This is a genomic window from Stenotrophomonas sp. CFBP 13724 (assembly GCF_014841975.1).
Lineage (GTDB): Bacteria > Pseudomonadota > Gammaproteobacteria > Xanthomonadales > Xanthomonadaceae > Stenotrophomonas > Stenotrophomonas lacuserhaii.
In genome coordinates this window covers 1-17469 of the sequence record NZ_JACYUW010000007.1, presented here as the reverse complement: position 1 = coordinate 17469, position 17469 = coordinate 1, and the positions used below count along the sequence as shown (strand labels likewise).

General features: G+C 63.0%; 12 protein-coding genes and 1 tRNA gene. All 13 read left to right on the top strand.

Features of this window, described 5'->3' with window-relative positions; translation table 11 throughout:
• Positions 1-140: 140 nt before the first annotated feature.
• The 13 genes from fusA to rpsG all read left to right on the top strand — a co-directional run bounded on the left by fusA (position 141) and on the right by rpsG (position 17363).
• A complete protein-coding gene (fusA, locus tag IFT63_RS17410) occupies positions 141-2282 on the top strand; it encodes an elongation factor G (protein ID WP_192085251.1) in 2142 nt (713 codons plus the stop codon).
• Between the two features lie 50 nt (positions 2283-2332).
• On the top strand, positions 2333-3523 hold the full coding sequence (gene tuf / locus IFT63_RS17405) for an elongation factor Tu (RefSeq protein WP_101098575.1): 1191 nt from the start codon (positions 2333-2335) through the stop codon (positions 3521-3523).
• A gap of 103 nt (positions 3524-3626) precedes the next feature.
• Positions 3627-3702: transfer RNA gene (locus tag IFT63_RS17400), tRNA-Trp, on the top strand.
• 46 nt (positions 3703-3748) lie between these two features.
• Entirely contained in the window at positions 3749-4162 is a 414-nt protein-coding gene (gene secE / locus IFT63_RS17395) for a preprotein translocase subunit SecE (protein ID WP_042615324.1), read from the top strand.
• Between the two features lie 10 nt (positions 4163-4172).
• Complete coding sequence (gene nusG, locus IFT63_RS17390) at positions 4173-4736, top strand: transcription termination/antitermination protein NusG (RefSeq protein WP_042615323.1); 564 nt, start codon at positions 4173-4175, stop codon at positions 4734-4736.
• Between the two features lie 201 nt (positions 4737-4937).
• Positions 4938-5366, top strand: a complete 429-nt coding sequence (gene rplK / locus IFT63_RS17385) for a 50S ribosomal protein L11 (RefSeq protein WP_042615322.1) — start codon at positions 4938-4940, stop codon at positions 5364-5366.
• A 4-nt stretch (positions 5367-5370) separates the two neighbouring features.
• On the top strand, positions 5371-6069 hold the full coding sequence (gene rplA, locus IFT63_RS17380; RefSeq protein WP_042615321.1) for a 50S ribosomal protein L1: 699 nt from the start codon (positions 5371-5373) through the stop codon (positions 6067-6069).
• 385 nt (positions 6070-6454) lie between these two features.
• On the top strand, positions 6455-6988 hold the full coding sequence (gene rplJ, locus IFT63_RS17375; protein WP_042615320.1) for a 50S ribosomal protein L10: 534 nt from the start codon (positions 6455-6457) through the stop codon (positions 6986-6988).
• A 63-nt stretch (positions 6989-7051) separates the two neighbouring features.
• Positions 7052-7420 carry a 50S ribosomal protein L7/L12 gene (gene rplL / locus IFT63_RS17370; protein ID WP_042615319.1) on the top strand — a complete coding sequence of 123 codons (369 nt, stop codon included), beginning with the start codon at positions 7052-7054 and terminating at the stop codon, positions 7418-7420.
• A 309-nt stretch (positions 7421-7729) separates the two neighbouring features.
• Entirely contained in the window at positions 7730-11884 is a 4155-nt protein-coding gene (rpoB, locus tag IFT63_RS17365) for a DNA-directed RNA polymerase subunit beta (RefSeq protein WP_192085249.1), read from the top strand.
• A 90-nt stretch (positions 11885-11974) separates the two neighbouring features.
• On the top strand, positions 11975-16219 hold the full coding sequence (gene rpoC, locus IFT63_RS17360) for a DNA-directed RNA polymerase subunit beta' (RefSeq protein ID WP_042615317.1): 4245 nt from the start codon (positions 11975-11977) through the stop codon (positions 16217-16219).
• A 290-nt stretch (positions 16220-16509) separates the two neighbouring features.
• On the top strand, positions 16510-16884 hold the full coding sequence (rpsL, locus tag IFT63_RS17355; RefSeq protein ID WP_042615316.1) for a 30S ribosomal protein S12: 375 nt from the start codon (positions 16510-16512) through the stop codon (positions 16882-16884).
• Positions 16885-16895: 11 nt separating this feature from the next.
• Complete coding sequence (gene rpsG / locus IFT63_RS17350; protein ID WP_042615315.1) at positions 16896-17363, top strand: 30S ribosomal protein S7; 468 nt, start codon at positions 16896-16898, stop codon at positions 17361-17363.
• Positions 17364-17469: the final 106 nt, after the last annotated feature.

Genomic DNA, 17469 nt, shown 5'->3' with positions numbered 1-17469 from the left:
TGAGTTTGACGGCCTTGCAAAACAGGCAGGGCAGCACCATCTGAGTGCTGCCCCCCGACCCCGGAAGGGTCGCGCCAATCCGAAGGCCGCCGAAAGGCGGCGTTCGGCCATCCGAAATCCAAGAAATCGAGAGGCTCCCCGTGGCCCGCACCACTCCCATCGAGCGTTACCGCAATTTCGGCATCATGGCTCACATCGATGCCGGCAAGACCACCACGTCCGAGCGCATCCTGTTCTACACCGGCAAGAGCCACAAGATCGGTGAAGTGCACGACGGCGCTGCCACCATGGACTGGATGGAGCAGGAGCAGGAGCGTGGCATCACGATCCAGTCCGCTGCCACCACCGCGTTCTGGAAGGGCATGGACAAGTCCCTGCCGGAGCACCGTTTCAACATCATCGACACCCCCGGGCACGTCGACTTCACCATCGAAGTGGAGCGCTCGCTGCGCGTGCTCGACGGTGCGGTGTTCGTGCTGTGCGCCGTCGGTGGCGTCCAGCCGCAGTCCGAAACCGTGTGGCGCCAGGCCAACCGGTACAAGGTGCCGCGCATTGCCTTCGTCAACAAGATGGACCGCACCGGTGCCAACTTCACCAAGGTCGTTGGCCAGCTGAAGGCCAAGCTCGGTGCCGTTGCCGTGCCGATGCAGCTGCCGATCGGCGCTGAAGAAAACTTCAAGGGCGTGGTCGACCTCATCAAGATGAAGGCCATCCACTGGGATGAAGCTTCCCAGGGCATGAAGTTCGACTACCTGGACATCCCGGCCGACATGCAGGCGGAGGCCGAAGAGGCCCGCACCTACATGATCGAAGCCGCGGCTGAAGCCAGCGAAGAGCTGATGGAAAAGTACCTGGGCGGCGAAGAGCTGACCGAGGCCGAGATCGTCGAGGCCCTGCGCGTGCGCACCCTGGCCACCGACATCGTGCCGATGTACTGCGGTTCGGCGTTCAAGAACAAGGGCGTGCAGGCCATGCTGGACGGCGTGGTGCAGCTGCTGCCGTCGCCGATCGACGTGCCGGACGTGACCGGTACCGACGTGGACGACGAAACCGTCGCCCTGAGCCGCAAGTCCGATGACAAGGCACCGTTCTCGGCGCTGGCCTTCAAGATCATCACCGATCCGTTCGTCGGCGCGCTGACCTTCTTCCGTGTCTACTCGGGCACGCTGAACGCCGGCGACCAGCTGCTGAACTCGGTCAAGGGCAAGAAGGAGCGCATCGGTCGCATCCTGCAGATGCACTCCAACGATCGCGAAGAGATCAAGGAAGTGCTGGCCGGTGACATCGCCGCGGCCGTGGGTCTGAAGGACACAACCACCGGTGACACGCTGTGCTCGCAGGAACACCCGATCATCCTGGAGCGCATGGTGTTCCCGGAGCCGGTCATCTCGATGGCCGTCGAACCGAAGACCAAGTCCGACCAGGAAAAGATGGGTCTCGCCCTCGGCCGCCTGGCCCAGGAAGATCCGTCGTTCCGCGTCAAGACCGACCAGGAATCCGGCCAGACGATCATCTCGGGCATGGGTGAGCTGCACCTGGACATCATCGTCGACCGCATGAAGCGCGAGTTCAACGTTGAAGCCAACGTCGGCAAGCCGCAGGTGGCTTACCGCGAAACCATCCAGATGTCGGATGTGAAGTCGGACTACAAGCACGCCAAGCAGTCCGGTGGTAAGGGTCAGTACGGTCACGTCGTGATCGAGCTGTCGCCGATCACCGCTGAAGACCGTGCCGATCCGAAGATCGGTCCGATGATCAAGGACGACTTCCTGTTCATCAACGACATCACCGGTGGCGTGATTCCGAAGGAATTCATTCCGTCGATCGAAAAGGGCCTGCGCGAAACCATCACCAGCGGTCCGCTGGCGGGCTTCCCGGTCGTGGACGTCAAGGTCAAGCTGGTGTTCGGCTCGTACCACGACGTCGACTCCTCGGAAATGGCGTTCAAGCTGGCCTCCTCGATGGCCTTCAAGCAGGGCTTCTCCAAGGCCAAGCCGGTCCTGCTGGAGCCGATCATGAAGGTCGAGATCGTGACCCCGAGCGACTATCAGGGTGACGTGATGGGCGACGTCAGCCGTCGTCGCGGCATGCTGCAGGGTTCGAGCGTGACCGGTGACGGTTCGGCGGAAATCATCAACGCGATGATCCCGCTGGGTGAAATGTTCGGCTACGCGACCTCGCTGCGTTCGCAGACCCAGGGCCGTGCCACGTTCACGATGGAATTCGACCACTACGAGCCGGCGCCGAGCAACATCGCCGACGAAGTCATGAAGAAGGCCTGAGCGTAGCTCAGGTCCTCCACACCACTTTAGAAACTAAAAGGTAGATAGAAATGGCAAAGGGTAAGTTCGAGCGCACCAAGCCGCACGTCAACGTCGGCACCATCGGTCACGTCGACCACGGCAAGACCACGCTGACCGCCGCACTGACCAAGATCGGTGCCGAGCGCTTCGGTGGCGAGTTCAAGGATTACTCCGCGATCGACGCCGCGCCGGAAGAAAAGGCACGTGGCATCACGATCTCGACCGCACACGTCGAATACGAATCCACCGTTCGTCACTACGCCCACGTCGATTGCCCGGGCCATGCCGACTACGTCAAGAACATGATCACCGGTGCTGCGCAGATGGACGGCGCGATCCTGGTCTGTTCCGCTGCTGACGGCCCGATGCCGCAGACCCGCGAGCACATCCTGCTGTCGCGTCAGGTCGGCGTGCCGTACATCGTCGTGTTCCTGAACAAGGCCGACATGGTCGACGACGCTGAGCTGCTTGAGCTGGTCGAAATGGAAGTGCGCGAGCTGCTGAGCAAGTACGACTTCCCGGGCGACGATACCCCGATCATCGCCGGTTCGGCCCGTCTGGCGCTGGAAGGCGACCAGAGCGACATCGGCGTGCCGGCCGTCATCAAGCTGGTCGAAGCCCTGGACAGCTGGATTCCGCTGCCGGAGCGTGACGTCGACAAGCCGTTCCTGATGCCGGTGGAAGACGTGTTCTCGATCTCCGGCCGCGGCACCGTGGTGACCGGTCGTATCGAGCGTGGCGTGATCAAGGTCGGCGAAGAAATCGAAATCGTCGGTATCCGCGACACCGTCAAGACCACCGTCACCGGCGTGGAAATGTTCCGCAAGCTGCTCGACCAGGGTCAGGCAGGCGACAACGCCGGTCTGCTGCTGCGCGGCACCAAGCGTGACGACGTGCAGCGCGGTCAGGTCCTGTGCAAGCCGGGTTCGATCAAGCCGCACACCGAGTTCGAAGGCGAAGTGTACGTGCTGTCGAAGGATGAGGGTGGCCGTCACACCCCGTTCTTCAACGGCTACCGTCCGCAGTTCTACTTCCGCACCACCGACATCACCGGCGCTGCCAAGCTGCCGGAAGGTGTTGAAATGGTGATGCCGGGCGACAACGTGAAGATGGTTGTCACCCTGATCAACCCGGTCGCCATGGATGAAGGCCTGCGCTTCGCCATCCGCGAAGGCGGTCGTACCGTCGGTGCCGGCGTGGTCTCCAAGATCATCAAGTAATCTGCAGTACCGGCGGTTTTTGTAAAGCTGCCGGTCGCGCGAGTGGCGGGCCGGGAACCTCGGTCCGCCTTCGCCGTCTAAGGCAAGGCAAAGTTTATAACGTACGCCAGTAGCTCAATTGGCAGAGCAGCGGTCTCCAAAACCGCAGGTTGGGGGTTCGAGTCCCTCCTGGCGTGCCATCTGCCTTCCTAACCAGCGGTCCGCCGCTAAAGCAGCCCGAGCCGGATGAACAGCAAGATCGAACACTCCAAGGATACGTCCACCTCTGGTGGAGACCTCGTCAAGTACGTCGCCGCAGCCCTGTTGGTGCTGGCCGGACTGTTCGTGTGGTTCTGGTTCTCCGCAGACTCCGGTCGCGCCGCCCAGTTGGGTGCCTGGACCGCTCAGATCCGCGCGCTTGCCGTCATTGTCGGCCTGGCGGGCGGTATTGCCGTTTTCATGCTGACCGGGAAGGGTCGCGATACCCGCGAGTTCCTGTCCGAGTCGCGCTTCGAGCTGCGCAAAGTGGTCTGGCCGACGCGCCAGGAAGCCATCCGGATGACCTGGGTCGTAATCGTGGTTGTGATCATCCTCAGCCTGCTGCTGGGTGGATTCGACTTCGTCATTCAGAAACTGACCCAGTGGTTCCTGGGCCGGTAAGGAGATACCCATGAAGCGCTGGTACGTTGTTCACGCCTATTCAGGCTTCGAGAAGTCGGTTGCGCAGGCGTTGCGCGATCGCATCGTTCGTGAAGAAAAGCAGGAGCTGTTTGGTGATGTGCTGGTCCCGACCGAAGAAGTGGTCGAGATGCGCGCTGGCCAGAAGCGCCGCTCCGAACGGAAGTTCTTTCCCGGCTACGTGCTGGTCCAGATCGAGACCCACGAAGAAGGCGGCATTCCGCGCATCGACAGCGAAAGCTGGCATCTGGTGAAGGACACCTCCCGCGTGCTGGGCTTCATCGGCGGTACCGCTGATCGTCCGCTGCCGATCGCCGATTCGGAGGCCGAGGCCATCCTGAACCGGGTCCAGGACGGTATCGAGAAGCCGCGTCCGAAGGTGCTGTTCGAGCCGGGCCAGATGGTCCGCGTCACCGACGGCCCGTTCAACGACTTCAATGGCGTCGTGGAAGAAGTCAATTACGAGAAGAGCCGCCTGCGCGTCTCGGTGCTGATCTTCGGTCGCGCCACCCCGGTCGAGCTCGAGTTCGGCCAGGTCGAGAAGGCCACCGGCTGATATCCCGGTCTGTCGAGTGCGCTCGACACTGCCGGGCAGGGCTGGTATAGTGCCCGGCTTCCTGCCAGGGAACTGGCAAAAGTGAAGGCCGCCGAAAGGTGGCCTTCGGCGTGTATTCAAAAACGCGATGCCGGGACGCGTGATTCCCGGTCCGATGGGGAGCCTGTTGTCGTAAGGCGCTAGCACCCGGAGAGCATACTCATGGCAAAGAAAGTTGTCGGTTACATCAAGCTGCAGGTGAAGGCCGGTCAGGCCAACCCCTCGCCGCCGGTCGGTCCTGCGCTGGGTCAGCGCGGCCTGAACATCATGGAATTCTGCAAGGCCTTCAATGCCGCCACGCAGAAGCTCGAGCCGGGTCTGCCGGTTCCGGTGATCATCACGGCCTATTCGGACCGTACGTTCACCTTCATCACCAAGAGCACCCCGGCGACCACCCTGCTGAAGAAGGCTGCTGGCATCTCGTCGGGCTCCAAGCGCCCGAACACCGAGAAGGTCGGCAAGGTCACCCGCAAGCAGCTGGAAGAGATCGCCAAGGCGAAGGAACCCGACCTGACCGCCGCTGACCTGGACGCCGCCGTGCGTACCATCGCCGGCTCGGCCCGTTCTATCGGCATCGTGGTGGAGGGCTAATAACATGGCACTGAACAAGCGTGAAAAGGCCCTGAAGGCCGCCGTCGTCCCGGGCAAGTCGTATGGCTTCGAAGACGCGATCAAGATCCTGAAGACCACCGCCAGCGCCAAGTTCGTCGAGTCGATCGACGTGGCTGTGCGCCTGGGCGTGGACGCCAAGAAGTCCGACCAGCAGGTGCGCGGTTCCACCGTGCTGCCGGCCGGTACCGGCAAGTCGGTCCGCGTTGCGGTGTTCGCACCGGCCGGTGCCAAGGCTGACGAAGCCCTGGCCGCTGGCGCCGAAGCCGTCGGCATGGACGACCTGGCCGAGAAGATGCAGGCCGGTGATCTGAACTATGACGTCGTGATCGCGACCCCGGACGCCATGCGCGTCGTGGGTAAGCTGGGCACCGTGCTCGGCCCGCGCGGCCTGATGCCGAACCCGAAGGTCGGCACCGTCTCGGCCAACCCGGGTGAAGCCGTCAAGAACGCCAAGTCGGGTCAGGTGCGTTACCGCACCGACAAGGCCGGCATCATCCACTGCACCATCGGCAAGGCCAGCTTCGAAGACGAAGCGCTGAAGTCGAACCTGCAGGCGCTGCTGCTGGACCTGATCAAGGCCAAGCCGGCCACCTCGAAGGGCCTGTACCTGCAGAAGGTGTCGGTCAGCTCGACGATGGGCCCGGGCGTCACTGTCGACCAGTCGACCCTGACCCTGAAGTAATCGTTTGAAGCGGATGTGGGGCCCTTGGGTCCTGCATCCGTCCCATTTGAAGGCAACCGCCGGCAGCGCATCGCCGGTGGCAGCCGTCAAAGACCGCAGGTGCGGTCGTGGCATGCCGGCGACGGGCACGGAAGCTCGATTTGGCAGGGAGTCGCCGCCGGAGCAGTCACGAACGCTTAATCGATCCATCCGGATCACCCTGCGTAGATGGTGCCCTTCTGGAGTTTTTCTGGTTCACGCAATCCTGGGTAGCCCCAGGTTGAGTCCAGGTCTGGAACGGCCCACCCCCCGGAACATCAACCCGATGTTCCCGGTGTCCAGGAAGGACGCCGCCCAGGACCGCAAACGGCAGGAGCCGTAAGCGGAGTTCAATCGGAGGAGTGCAATGGCTCTCAATCTGTCCCAGAAGCAAGAAGTAGTCGCGGAGCTGGCAGACATCGCCGCCAAGGCCCACTCCTTGATCGCAGCCGAATACGCTGGCACCACGGTCTCCCAGATGACCGCGATGCGCAAGCAGGCTCGTGAAACCGGCGTTTTCTTGAAAGTTGTCAAGAACACCCTGGCTTCGCGTGCCGTTGAAGGCACCGAATTCGCATGTGCACAGGACAAGCTGGTCGGTCCGCTGCTGTATGCGTTCTCGCTCGAGGAGCCCGGCGCAGCCGGTCGCCTGATCAAGGAATTCGCCAAGGGCAACGATAAGCTGCAGCCCAAGGTTGTCGCCATTGGTGGCGAAGTGTTCCCGGCAAGCCACGTTGACGTGTTGGCCTCGCTGCCGACCCTCGACCAGGCCCTGGCAATGCTGGCACGCGTCCTGACCGAGCCGGTCACGATGTTCGCGCGCGCCAACAAGGCACTGGCGGATCAGCTGGGTGGTGGCGAAGCCGCTGCTGCTGCTGAGCCGGTCGCCGAGACCGCCTGAGTTTCGACCTACCGTGGTTCCTGACGGAACCTCAATCCAGAAAATCATTCAAAGGTAATCAAAATGTCCCTTTCCAACGAACAGATCGTCGAAGCCATCGCCTCGAAGTCCCTGATGGAAGTGATGGAGCTGGTCAAGGCCATCGAAGAGAAGTTCGGCGTTTCCGCCGCTGCTCCGGTCGCCGTGGCTGCTGCCGCTGGCCCGGCTGCCGCTGTTGAAGAGCAGACCGAATTCACCGTGACCCTGAAGTCGCCGGGCGACAAGAAGGTCGAAGTGATCAAGGCCGTCCGCGCCATCACCGGCCTGGGCCTGAAGGAAGCGAAGGACCTGACCGAAGCCGGCGGCGTCGTGAAGGAAGGCGCGTCGAAGGACGAAGCCGAGAAGATCAAGAAGGACCTGGAAGCTGCTGGCGCGACTGTCGAAGTCAAGTAAGCAGATCCCTTGCGTCGCCATCGATTTCCGGCGATGCAGCCAAGGCTGGGGGCGTAAAGCCCCCGGCCTTTGGTCGTTTCATGCGGTACCCCGAACATCGTTGAAAAAAGCCCAACACGGGCTGCAGGAAAAGGCCCGTCCGGCCAGCGCCAAGCGCGGCGGCGGTCAAGCAGATGCAGTCAAGTTGGCAGTTGGAAGTAGCAATAGAAGGCGTGCTGGTGCCGGCAATACCAGCGACTTCCAACTGACAATTTCAAGTTTCCTTTTGGGTCGTGGACGCACGCCCCGCACAACAAGGTGGAAGATCTCATGACGTCCTATTCGTTCACCGAGAAGAAGCGCATCCGCAAGGATTTCGCCAAGTCGCGCGCGATTCTCGAAGTGCCGTTCCTGCTCGCCATCCAGGTGGATTCCTACCGCGAGTTCCTGCAGGAAAACGTCGATCCGGCCAAGCGCACGGACCACGGCCTGCATGCCGCACTGAAGTCCGTCTTCCCCATCTCCAGCTACAGCGGCAATGCCGCGCTGGAATATGTCGGCTACAAGCTGGGCGAACCGGTGTTCGACGAGCGCGAGTGCCGCCAGCGTGGCATGAGCTACGGCGCGCCGTTGCGCGTGACCGTGCGCCTGGTGATCTACGACCGTGAGTCGTCGACCAAGGCCATCAAGTACGTGAAGGAGCAGGAGGTCTACCTCGGCGAGATCCCGCTGATGACCGAGAACGGTACCTTCATCGTCAACGGCACCGAGCGCGTCATCGTCTCCCAGCTGCACCGCTCGCCGGGTGTGTTCTTCGACCACGACCGTGGCAAGACCCACAGCTCGGGCAAGCTGCTGTACAGCGCCCGCATCATCCCGTACCGCGGTTCCTGGCTGGACTTCGAGTTCGACCCGAAGGACGCGCTGTTCACCCGTATCGATCGCCGTCGCAAGCTGCCGGTGTCGATCCTGCTGCGCGCGCTTGGCTACAGCAACGAAGAGATGCTGGCCGAGTTCTTCGAGATCAACACGTTCCACATCAACCCCGACGAAGGCGTGCAGCTGGAGCTGGTCGCCGAGCGCCTGCGTGGTGAAACCCTGGGCTTCGACCTGGCCGACGGTGACAAGGTCATCGTGGAAGCCGGCAAGCGCATCACCGCGCGCCACGTCAAGCAGCTGGAAGCCTCGGGCATCGCCGCCCTGGCCGTGCCGGACGATTACATCGTCGGCCGCATCCTGTCGCACGACGTGGTCGATTCGGCCACCGGCGAACTGCTGGCGCAGGCCAACGACGAAATCACCGACGACCAGCTGCAGGCCTTCCGCAAGGCCGGCGTGGACGCGGTGGGCACCCTGTGGGTGAACGATCTCGATCGTGGTCCGTACCTGTCCAACACCCTGCGCATCGATCCGACCAAGACCCAGCTGGAAGCGCTGGTCGAGATCTACCGCATGATGCGTCCGGGCGAGCCGCCGACCAAGGACGCCGCGCAGAACCTGTTCCACAACCTGTTCTTCACCTTCGAGCGTTACGACCTGTCCACGGTCGGCCGGATGAAGTTCAACCGTCGCGTGGGCCGCAAGGAAACCACCGGCGAAGCCGTGCTGTACGACCGCAAGTACTACGGCGAGCGCAATGACGAAGAGTCCAAGCGCCTGGTTGCCGCGCATGGCGAGTCGTCCGACATCCTGGACGTGATCAAGGTCCTGACCGAGATCCGCAACGGCCGTGGCGTCGTCGATGACATCGACCACCTGGGCAACCGTCGCGTGCGTTCGGTCGGTGAAATGGCCGAGAACGTGTTCCGCGTGGGCCTGGTCCGCGTCGAGCGCGCGGTCAAGGAACGCCTGTCGATGGCCGAATCCGAAGGCCTGACCCCGCAGGAACTGATCAACGCCAAGCCGGTGGCTGCGGCGATCAAGGAGTTCTTTGGCTCCTCGCAGCTGTCGCAGTTCATGGATCAGAACAACCCGCTGTCGGAAGTCACGCACAAGCGTCGCGTCTCGGCCCTGGGCCCGGGCGGCCTGACCCGCGAACGCGCCGGCTTCGAAGTGCGCGACGTGCACCCGACCCATTACGGCCGCGTCTGCACCATCGAAACGCCGGAAGGCCCGAACATCGGCCTGATCAACTCGCTGGCCGTGTACGCCCGCACCAATGAGTACGGTTTCCTTGAAACCCCGTACCGCAAGGTCGTGGACGGCAAGGTCTTCGACGAAGTCGAGTTCCTGTCGGCCATTGAAGAAAACGAGTACGTCATTGCCCAGGCCAACGCCCTGACCAATGCCGACAGCGTGCTGACCGAGCAGTTCGTGCCGTGCCGCTTCCAGGGCGAATCGCTGCTGAAGCCGCCGGCGGAAGTGCACTTCATGGACGTCTCGCCGATGCAGACCGTGTCGGTCGCCGCGGCGCTGGTTCCGTTCCTGGAACACGATGACGCAAACCGTGCACTGATGGGCGCCAACATGCAGCGCCAGGCCGTGCCGACCCTGCGTGCGCAGAAGCCGCTGGTGGGTACCGGTATCGAACGTGCCGTGGCACGCGACTCCGGCGTCACCGTCAACGCCCGTCGTGGTGGTGAAGTGGTGCAGGTCGATGCCGCACGCATCGTGGTCAAGATCGTCGAAGAAGAAATCATCGGCGCGACCGACGCGGGCGTGGACATCTACAACCTGGTCAAGTACACCCGTTCCAACCAGAACACCTGCATCAACCAGCGTCCGCTGGTGAACGTGGGTGACGTGGTGGCGCGTGGCGACGTGCTGGCCGACGGTCCGTCCACCGACATCGGCGAACTGGCCCTGGGCCAGAACATGCTGATCGCCTTCATGCCGTGGAACGGCTACAACTTCGAAGACTCCATCCTGCTCTCCGAGCGCGTGGTGGAAGAGGATCGTTACACCACGATCCACATCGAAGAGCTGACCTGCGTCGCGCGTGACACCAAGCTGGGGCCGGAGGAAATCTCCGCCGACATCCCGAACGTGTCCGAGCAGGCGCTGAACCGCCTGGACGAATCCGGCGTGGTGTACATCGGTGCCGAAGTGCGCGCCGGCGACATCCTGGTCGGCAAGGTCACCCCGAAGGGTGAAAGCCAGCTGACCCCGGAAGAGAAGCTGCTGCGCGCGATCTTCGGCGAGAAGGCTTCGGACGTGAAGGACAGCTCGCTGCGCGTGCCGCCGGGCATGGACGGCACCGTCATCGACGTGCAGGTCTTCACCCGCGACGGCATCGAGAAGGACAAGCGTGCGCGCCAGATCGAGGAATCCGAGATCAAGCGCGTCAAGAAGGACTTCGACGACCAGTACCGCATCCTGGAAGGTGCCATCTACGCCCGCCTGCGTTCGCAGATCGTCGGCAAGGTGGTCAACGGTGGTGCCAACCTGAAGAAGGGCGACACCATCACTGACGCCTACCTGGACGGCCTGAAGAAGGCTGACTGGTTCGTGCTGCGCATGAAGGACGAGGACGCTTCGGAAGCCATCGAACGCGCCCAGAAGCAGATCCAGGCGCACGAGAAGGAATTCGAGCGTCGCTTCGCCGACAAGCGCGGCAAGATCACCGCCGGCGACGACCTCGCCCCGGGCGTGCTGAAGATGGTCAAGGTGTTCATGGCCGTCAAGCGCCGCATCCAGCCAGGCGACAAGATGGCAGGCCGCCACGGCAACAAGGGTGTGGTCTCCAACGTGGTGCCGGTCGAAGACATGCCGTACATGGCTTCGGGCGAGACCGTGGACATCGTGCTGAACCCGCTGGGCGTGCCGTCGCGCATGAACATCGGGCAGATCCTCGAAGTCCACCTGGGCTGGGCCGCCAAGGGCCTGGGTCGCAAGATCCAGGGCATGCTGGAAGCCCAGGCCGCCGTGGCGCAGCTGCGCGTGTTCCTGGACGAGGTGTACAACCACGACAGCGACAACGTGGCCACCCATGTCGACCTGACCCAGTTCAGCGATGAAGAGCTGCTGCGCCTGGCCGGCAACCTGACCGACGGCGTGCCGATGGCAACGCCGGTCTTCGACGGTGCCACCGAAGCGGAAATCAAGCGCATGCTGGAACTGGCAGACCTGCCGACCAGCGGCCAGACCCAGCTGTATGACGGCCGTACCGGTGAGGCATTCGATCGCCACACCACCGTCGGCTACATGCACTACCTGAAGCTGAACCACCTGGTCGACGACAAGATGCACGCCCGTTCGACCGGTCCGTACTCGCTCGTCACCCAGCAGCCGCTGGGCGGCAAGGCGCAGTTCGGCGGCCAGCGCTTCGGTGAAATGGAAGTCTGGGCGCTGGAAGCCTACGGCGCGGCCTACACCCTGCAGGAAATGCTGACGGTGAAGTCCGATGACGTGCAGGGCCGCAACCAGATGTACAAGAACATCGTCGACGGCGAGCACGAGATGGTGGCCGGCATGCCGGAATCCTTCAACGTGCTGGTGAAGGAAATCCGTTCGCTGGCCATCAACATGGAACTGGAAGACAACTGATCGCGCAGGCGCTGCTGCTTCCGGGCAGCAGCGCCGCCGCTTCGTTCCTGACAGCCCATCGACAACGCATTCCTCCTTCTGGAGAACACCATGAAAGACCTGCTCAACCTCTTCAACCAGCAGCGACAGACGCTGGATTTCGACGCGATCAAGATCGCGCTGGCGTCGCCCGACCTGATCCGTTCGTGGTCGTTCGGCGAAGTGAAGAAGCCGGAAACCATCAACTACCGTACGTTCAAGCCCGAGCGTGACGGCCTGTTCTGCGCCGCGATCTTCGGACCGGTCAAGGACTACGAGTGCCTGTGCGGCAAGTACAAGCGCATGAAGCACCGCGGCGTGGTCTGCGAAAAGTGCGGCACCGAAGTGACCCTGGCCAAGGTGCGCCGCGAGCGCATGGGCCACATCGACCTGGCCTCGCCGGTCGCGCACATCTGGTTCCTCAAGTCGCTGCCGTCGCGCATCGGCCTGATGCTGGACATGACCCTGCGTGACATCGAGCGCGTGCTGTACTTCGAAGCCTACGTGGTGACCGAGCCGGGCCTGACCGCCCTGGAGCGCCGCCAGCTGCTGACCGAAGAGCAGTACCTGACCGCACGCCAGGAACACGGCGACGACTTCGATGCCGCCATGGGCGCCGAGGCCGTGTACGAACTGCTGCGCACGATCGACCTGCAGTCGGAAATGACCCGCCTGCGCGAAGAAATCGCCTCCACCGGCTCGGAAACCAAGCTCAAGCGCCTCACCAAGCGCATCAAGCTGATCGAAGCCTTCCTGGAATCGGGCAACCGTCCGGAGTGGATGGTGATGACCGTGCTGCCGGTGCTGCCGCCGGACCTGCGTCCGCTGGTCCCGCTGGACGGTGGCCGCTTCGCGACCTCCGACCTGAACGACCTGTACCGCCGCGTCATCAACCGTAACAACCGCCTGCGCCGCCTGCTGGAACTGAGCGCGCCGGACATCATCGTGCGCAATGAAAAGCGCATGCTGCAGGAATCGGTCGATGCCCTGCTGGACAACGGCCGTCGTGGCCGTGCCATCACCGGCACCAACAAGCGCCCGCTGAAGTCGCTGGCCGACATGATCAAGGGCAAGCAGGGTCGCTTCCGCCAGAACCTGCTGGGCAAGCGCGTGGACTACTCGGGCCGTTCGGTCATCGTGGTCGGTCCGTACCTGCGCCTGCACCAGTGCGGCCTGCCGAAGAAGATGGCGCTGGAACTGTTCAAGCCGTTCGTGTTCGCCAAGCTGCAGCGTCGTGGCCTGGCCACCACCATCAAGGCCGCCAAGAAGCTGGTCGAGCGCGAAGAAGCCGAAGTCTGGGACATCCTGGAAGAGGTCATCCGCGAACATCCGGTGATGCTGAACCGTGCGCCGACCCTGCACCGCCTGGGCATCCAGGCGTTCGAGCCGGTGCTGATCGAAGGCAAGGCCATCCAGCTGCATCCGCTGGTCTGCACCGCGTTCAACGCCGACTTCGACGGTGACCAGATGGCCGTCCATGTGCCGCTCTCGCTGGAAGCCCAGCTGGAAGCGCGTGCGCTGATGATGTCCACCAACAACATCCTGTCGCCGGCCAACGGCGAGCCGATCATCGTGCCCTCGCAGGACGTCGTGCTGGGTCTGTACTACATGACCCGCTCGCTGGTGAACAAGAAGGGCGAGGGCATGGCCTTCGCCAACATCGCCGAAGTCAAGCGCGCCTATGACAACCGCGTGGTGGAACTGCACGCACGCGTCAAGGTCCGCATCACCGAAGTGGTGACCGACGAAGACGGCAACAAGCAGGACAAGACCTCGATCGTGGAAACCACGATCGGTCGTGCGCTGCTGGCCGAAATCCTGCCGGAAGGCCTGCCGTTCGCGCTGGCCAACACCGAGCTGACCAAGAAGAACATCAGCCGCCTGATCAACTCCAGCTACCGCCAGCTGGGCTTGAAGGACACGGTCGTGTTCGCCGACAAGCTGATGTACACCGGCTTCGCCTACGCAACCCGCGCCGGCGTGTCGATCGGCATCGACGACATGCTGATCCCGGACGAGAAGCGCGGCATCCTCACCGAGGCCGAAGCCGAAGTGCTGGAAATCCAGGAGCAGTACCAGTCGGGCCTGGTCACCGCCGGCGAGCGTTACAACAAGGTGGTCGACATCTGGTCGCGCACCAACGAGCGCATCGCCAAGGCGATGATGGACACCATCGGTACCGAGAAGGTCACCGATTCCAAGGGTGACATCATCGACCAGAAGTCGATGAACTCGCTGTACATCATGGCCGACTCCGGTGCACGTGGTTCGCAGGCGCAGATCCGCCAGCTGGCCGGTATGCGTGGCCTGATGGCGCGTCCGGATGGTTCCATCATCGAAACGCCCATCAAGGCGAACTTCCGTGAAGGCCTGAACGTGCAGGAGTACTTCAACTCCACCCACGGTGCCCGTAAGGGTCTGGCCGATACCGCGCTGAAGACCGCCAACTCGGGTTACCTGACCCGTCGTCTGGTGGACGTGGCGCAGGACGTGGTCATCACCGAAGTGGATTGCGGTACCACCGAAGGCCTGACCATGACCCCGATCGTGGAAGGCGGCGACGTCGTGGAGCCGTTGAAGGACCGCGTGCTGGGTCGTGTCGTGGCCGAGGACGTGTTCCTGCCGGGCAACGACGAAGATCCGATCGTGACCCGCAACACGCTGCTCGACGAAGCGTGGGTGGCCAAGCTGGAAGATGCCGGCGTGCAGACCATCAAGGTCCGTTCGACGATCTCTTGCGCCTCCGCGTTCGGCGTCTGCGGTCGCTGCTACGGCCGCGACCTGGCCCGTGGCCACATCGTCAACATCGGTGAAGCGGTCGGCGTCATCGCCGCTCAGTCGATCGGTGAGCCGGGTACCCAGCTGACCATGCGTACGTTCCACATCGGTGGTGCGGCATCGCGTGCGGCAGCAGTGGACAACATCACCGTCAAGACCACCGGTTCGGTGAAGTTCAACAACCTGAAGTCGGTCGAGCACGCCAACGGTTCGCTGGTGGCGGTCTCGCGCTCGGGCGAAATCTCGGTGCTCGATGCCCATGGCCGCGAGCGCGAGCGTTACAAGCTGCCGTACGGCTCGATGATCGCGTCCAAGGACGGCGATGCAGTGAAGGCTGGCCAGACCGTGGCCAACTGGGATCCGCATAACCACCCGATCGTGTCGGAAGTCGCTGGTTTCCTGCGCTTCATCGACTTCGTCGACGGCATCACCGTCATCGAAAAGACCGACGAACTGACCGGCCTGGCCTCGCGCGAGATCACCGATCCGAAGCGTCGCGGCTCGATGGGCAAGGACCTGCGTCCGTTGATCCGCATCGTCGACGCCAAGGGCAACGACCTGCTGATCCCGGGCACCGACATGCCGGCCCAGTACCTGCTGCCGCCGCGCTCCATCGTCAACCTGCAGGACGGCGCCGCCGTCGGCGTGGGTGACGTGGTCGCCAAGATCCCGCAGGAAGCCTCCAAGACCCGCGACATCACCGGTGGTCTGCCGCGCGTCGCCGATCTGTTCGAAGCACGCAAGCCGAAGGATCCGGCGGTGCTTGCCGAGCGTTCGGGCATCATCAGCTTCGGCAAGGACACCAAGGGCAAGCAGCGCCTGATCATCAAGGACACCGATGGTTCGGAACACGAAGAGCTGATTCCGAAGTACCGCCAGGTGATCGTGTTCGAAGGTGAGCACGTGACCAAGGGCGAGACCATCGTGGACGGCGAGCCGAGCCCGCAGGACATCCTGCGCCTGCTGGGTGTGGAGCCGCTGGCCGCCTACCTGGTCAAGGAAATCCAGGACGTGTACCGCCTGCAGGGCGTGAAGATCAACGACAAGCACATCGAGGTGATCACCCGCCAGATGCTGCGCAAGGTCGAGATCACCGACCAGGGCAACAGCAAGTTCCTGAATGGCGAACAGGTGGAACGTCAGCGCGTTATCGAGGAGAATGCACGCCTCGGTGCCCGTAGCGAACTGCCGGCGCAGTACGATCCGGTCCTGCTGGGCATCACCAAGGCCTCGCTGGCCACCGAGTCGTTCATCTCGGCGGCATCCTTCCAGGAAACCACCCGCGTGCTGACCGAAGCTGCCGTCCGCGGCACCAAGGACAACCTGCGTGGCCTGAAGGAAAACGTCATCGTCGGTCGCCTGATTCCGGCCGGTACCGGCCTGTCGTATCACGCCAACCGCCGCCGCAACGCGAGCGGGCTGACCGATTCGGAAATGCAGACGCTGGCCGGTACCCCGGTTGCCGCTGCCGCCGTTGTCGCCGAGCCGGTGATCGAAGCCGCTGCCGAAGCCGAACAGGCTCCGGGCAGCGACGAGTAAGCAAGGCGGTCCGGTTGAAAGACCGGACCTGCCGGGTTGCAGCACCGGGCCAATGGCCCGGTGGTAGTGAAAGGGCAGGGGAGACTCCGGTCTCTCCCACCAGTCTGAACGGGGTACACGGAGGCCCCCCCGTAACCTTCCAGGATAAGGAAGGGCTTGACAGGAGCGCATTTGACTGCGTTTCTGGCAGGTTGCTACAATCGTCTGTCTCAGCAGGCCAGTAATGGTCTGCTTTAACATTTCCGCATCTCTGGCCGGCATCTGCTGGCCCCAATCAGAAGAACCTACTGATGGCGACGATCAACCAGCTGGTCCGCAAGCCGCGGCAAGCTACCACCTACAAGAGTGCCTCGCCGGCGCTCGAGAAGTGCCCGCAGCGCCGTGGCGTCTGCACGCGCGTCTACACCACCACCCCGAAGAAGCCGAACTCGGCCCTCCGCAAGGTTGCAAAGGTCCGCCTGACCAACCAGGAAGAGGTCATCAGCTACATCGGTGGTGAAGGCCACAACCTGCAGGAGCACTCCGTGGTCCTGATCCGCGGCGGTCGCGTCAAGGATCTGCCGGGTGTGCGTTACCACACTGTTCGCGGTTCGCTCGATGCCTCCGGTGTCGCCAAGCGTCGCCAGGCCCGTTCGAAGTACGGCGCCAAGCGTCCGAAGGCATAAGGAGAGAGCACATGTCGCGTAAAGGTAATACTCCCCAGCGTTCCGTCCTGCCCGATCCGAAGCACGGAAGTGAAACGATCGCCCGCTTCATCAACATGGTGATGCTGAGCGGCAAGAAGTCCGTGGCCGAGAAGATCGTCTACGGTGCGATGGACGTGATCAGCGAAAAGAACGCCAACTCGATCGAGCTGGTGCAGAAGGCGCTGGACAACGTTGCGCCGTCGGTCGAGGTCAAGTCCCGCCGTGTCGGTGGTGCCACCTACCAGGTGCCGGTCGAAGTGCGTTCCTCGCGCAAGATGGCCCTGGCCATGCGTTGGCTGATCGACTCCGCGCGTAAGCGTGGCGAGAACACCATGCCGAAGAAGCTGGCTGCTGAACTGATCGATGCCTCGGAAAACCGTGGCGGCGCCATCAAGAAGCGCGAAGAAACCCACCGTATGGCCGAAGCCAACAAGGCATTCGCCCACTACCGCTGGTGAGTTTGACGGCCTTGCAAAACAGGCAGGGCAGCACCATCTGAGTGCTGCCCCGCGACCCCGGAAGGGTCGCGCCAATCCGAAGGCCGCCGAAAGGCGGCGTTCGGCC

What these genes read in the sequence shown, in the direction of transcription:
- tuf (WP_101098575.1), top strand. Translation starts at nt 2,333, where the DNA reads ATGGCAAAGGGTAAGTTCGAGCGCACCAAGCCGCACGTCAACGTCGGC.
- secE (WP_042615324.1), top strand. Translation starts at nt 3,749, where the DNA reads ATGAACAGCAAGATCGAACACTCCAAGGATACGTCCACCTCTGGTGGA.
- nusG (WP_042615323.1), top strand. Translation starts at nt 4,173, where the DNA reads ATGAAGCGCTGGTACGTTGTTCACGCCTATTCAGGCTTCGAGAAGTCG.
- rplK (WP_042615322.1), top strand. Translation starts at nt 4,938, where the DNA reads ATGGCAAAGAAAGTTGTCGGTTACATCAAGCTGCAGGTGAAGGCCGGT.
- rplA (WP_042615321.1), top strand. Translation starts at nt 5,371, where the DNA reads ATGGCACTGAACAAGCGTGAAAAGGCCCTGAAGGCCGCCGTCGTCCCG.
- rplJ (WP_042615320.1), top strand. Translation starts at nt 6,455, where the DNA reads ATGGCTCTCAATCTGTCCCAGAAGCAAGAAGTAGTCGCGGAGCTGGCA.
- rplL (WP_042615319.1), top strand. Translation starts at nt 7,052, where the DNA reads ATGTCCCTTTCCAACGAACAGATCGTCGAAGCCATCGCCTCGAAGTCC.
- rpoB (WP_192085249.1), top strand. Translation starts at nt 7,730, where the DNA reads ATGACGTCCTATTCGTTCACCGAGAAGAAGCGCATCCGCAAGGATTTC.
- rpoC (WP_042615317.1), top strand. Translation starts at nt 11,975, where the DNA reads ATGAAAGACCTGCTCAACCTCTTCAACCAGCAGCGACAGACGCTGGAT.
- rpsL (WP_042615316.1), top strand. Translation starts at nt 16,510, where the DNA reads ATGGCGACGATCAACCAGCTGGTCCGCAAGCCGCGGCAAGCTACCACC.
- rpsG (WP_042615315.1), top strand. Translation starts at nt 16,896, where the DNA reads ATGTCGCGTAAAGGTAATACTCCCCAGCGTTCCGTCCTGCCCGATCCG.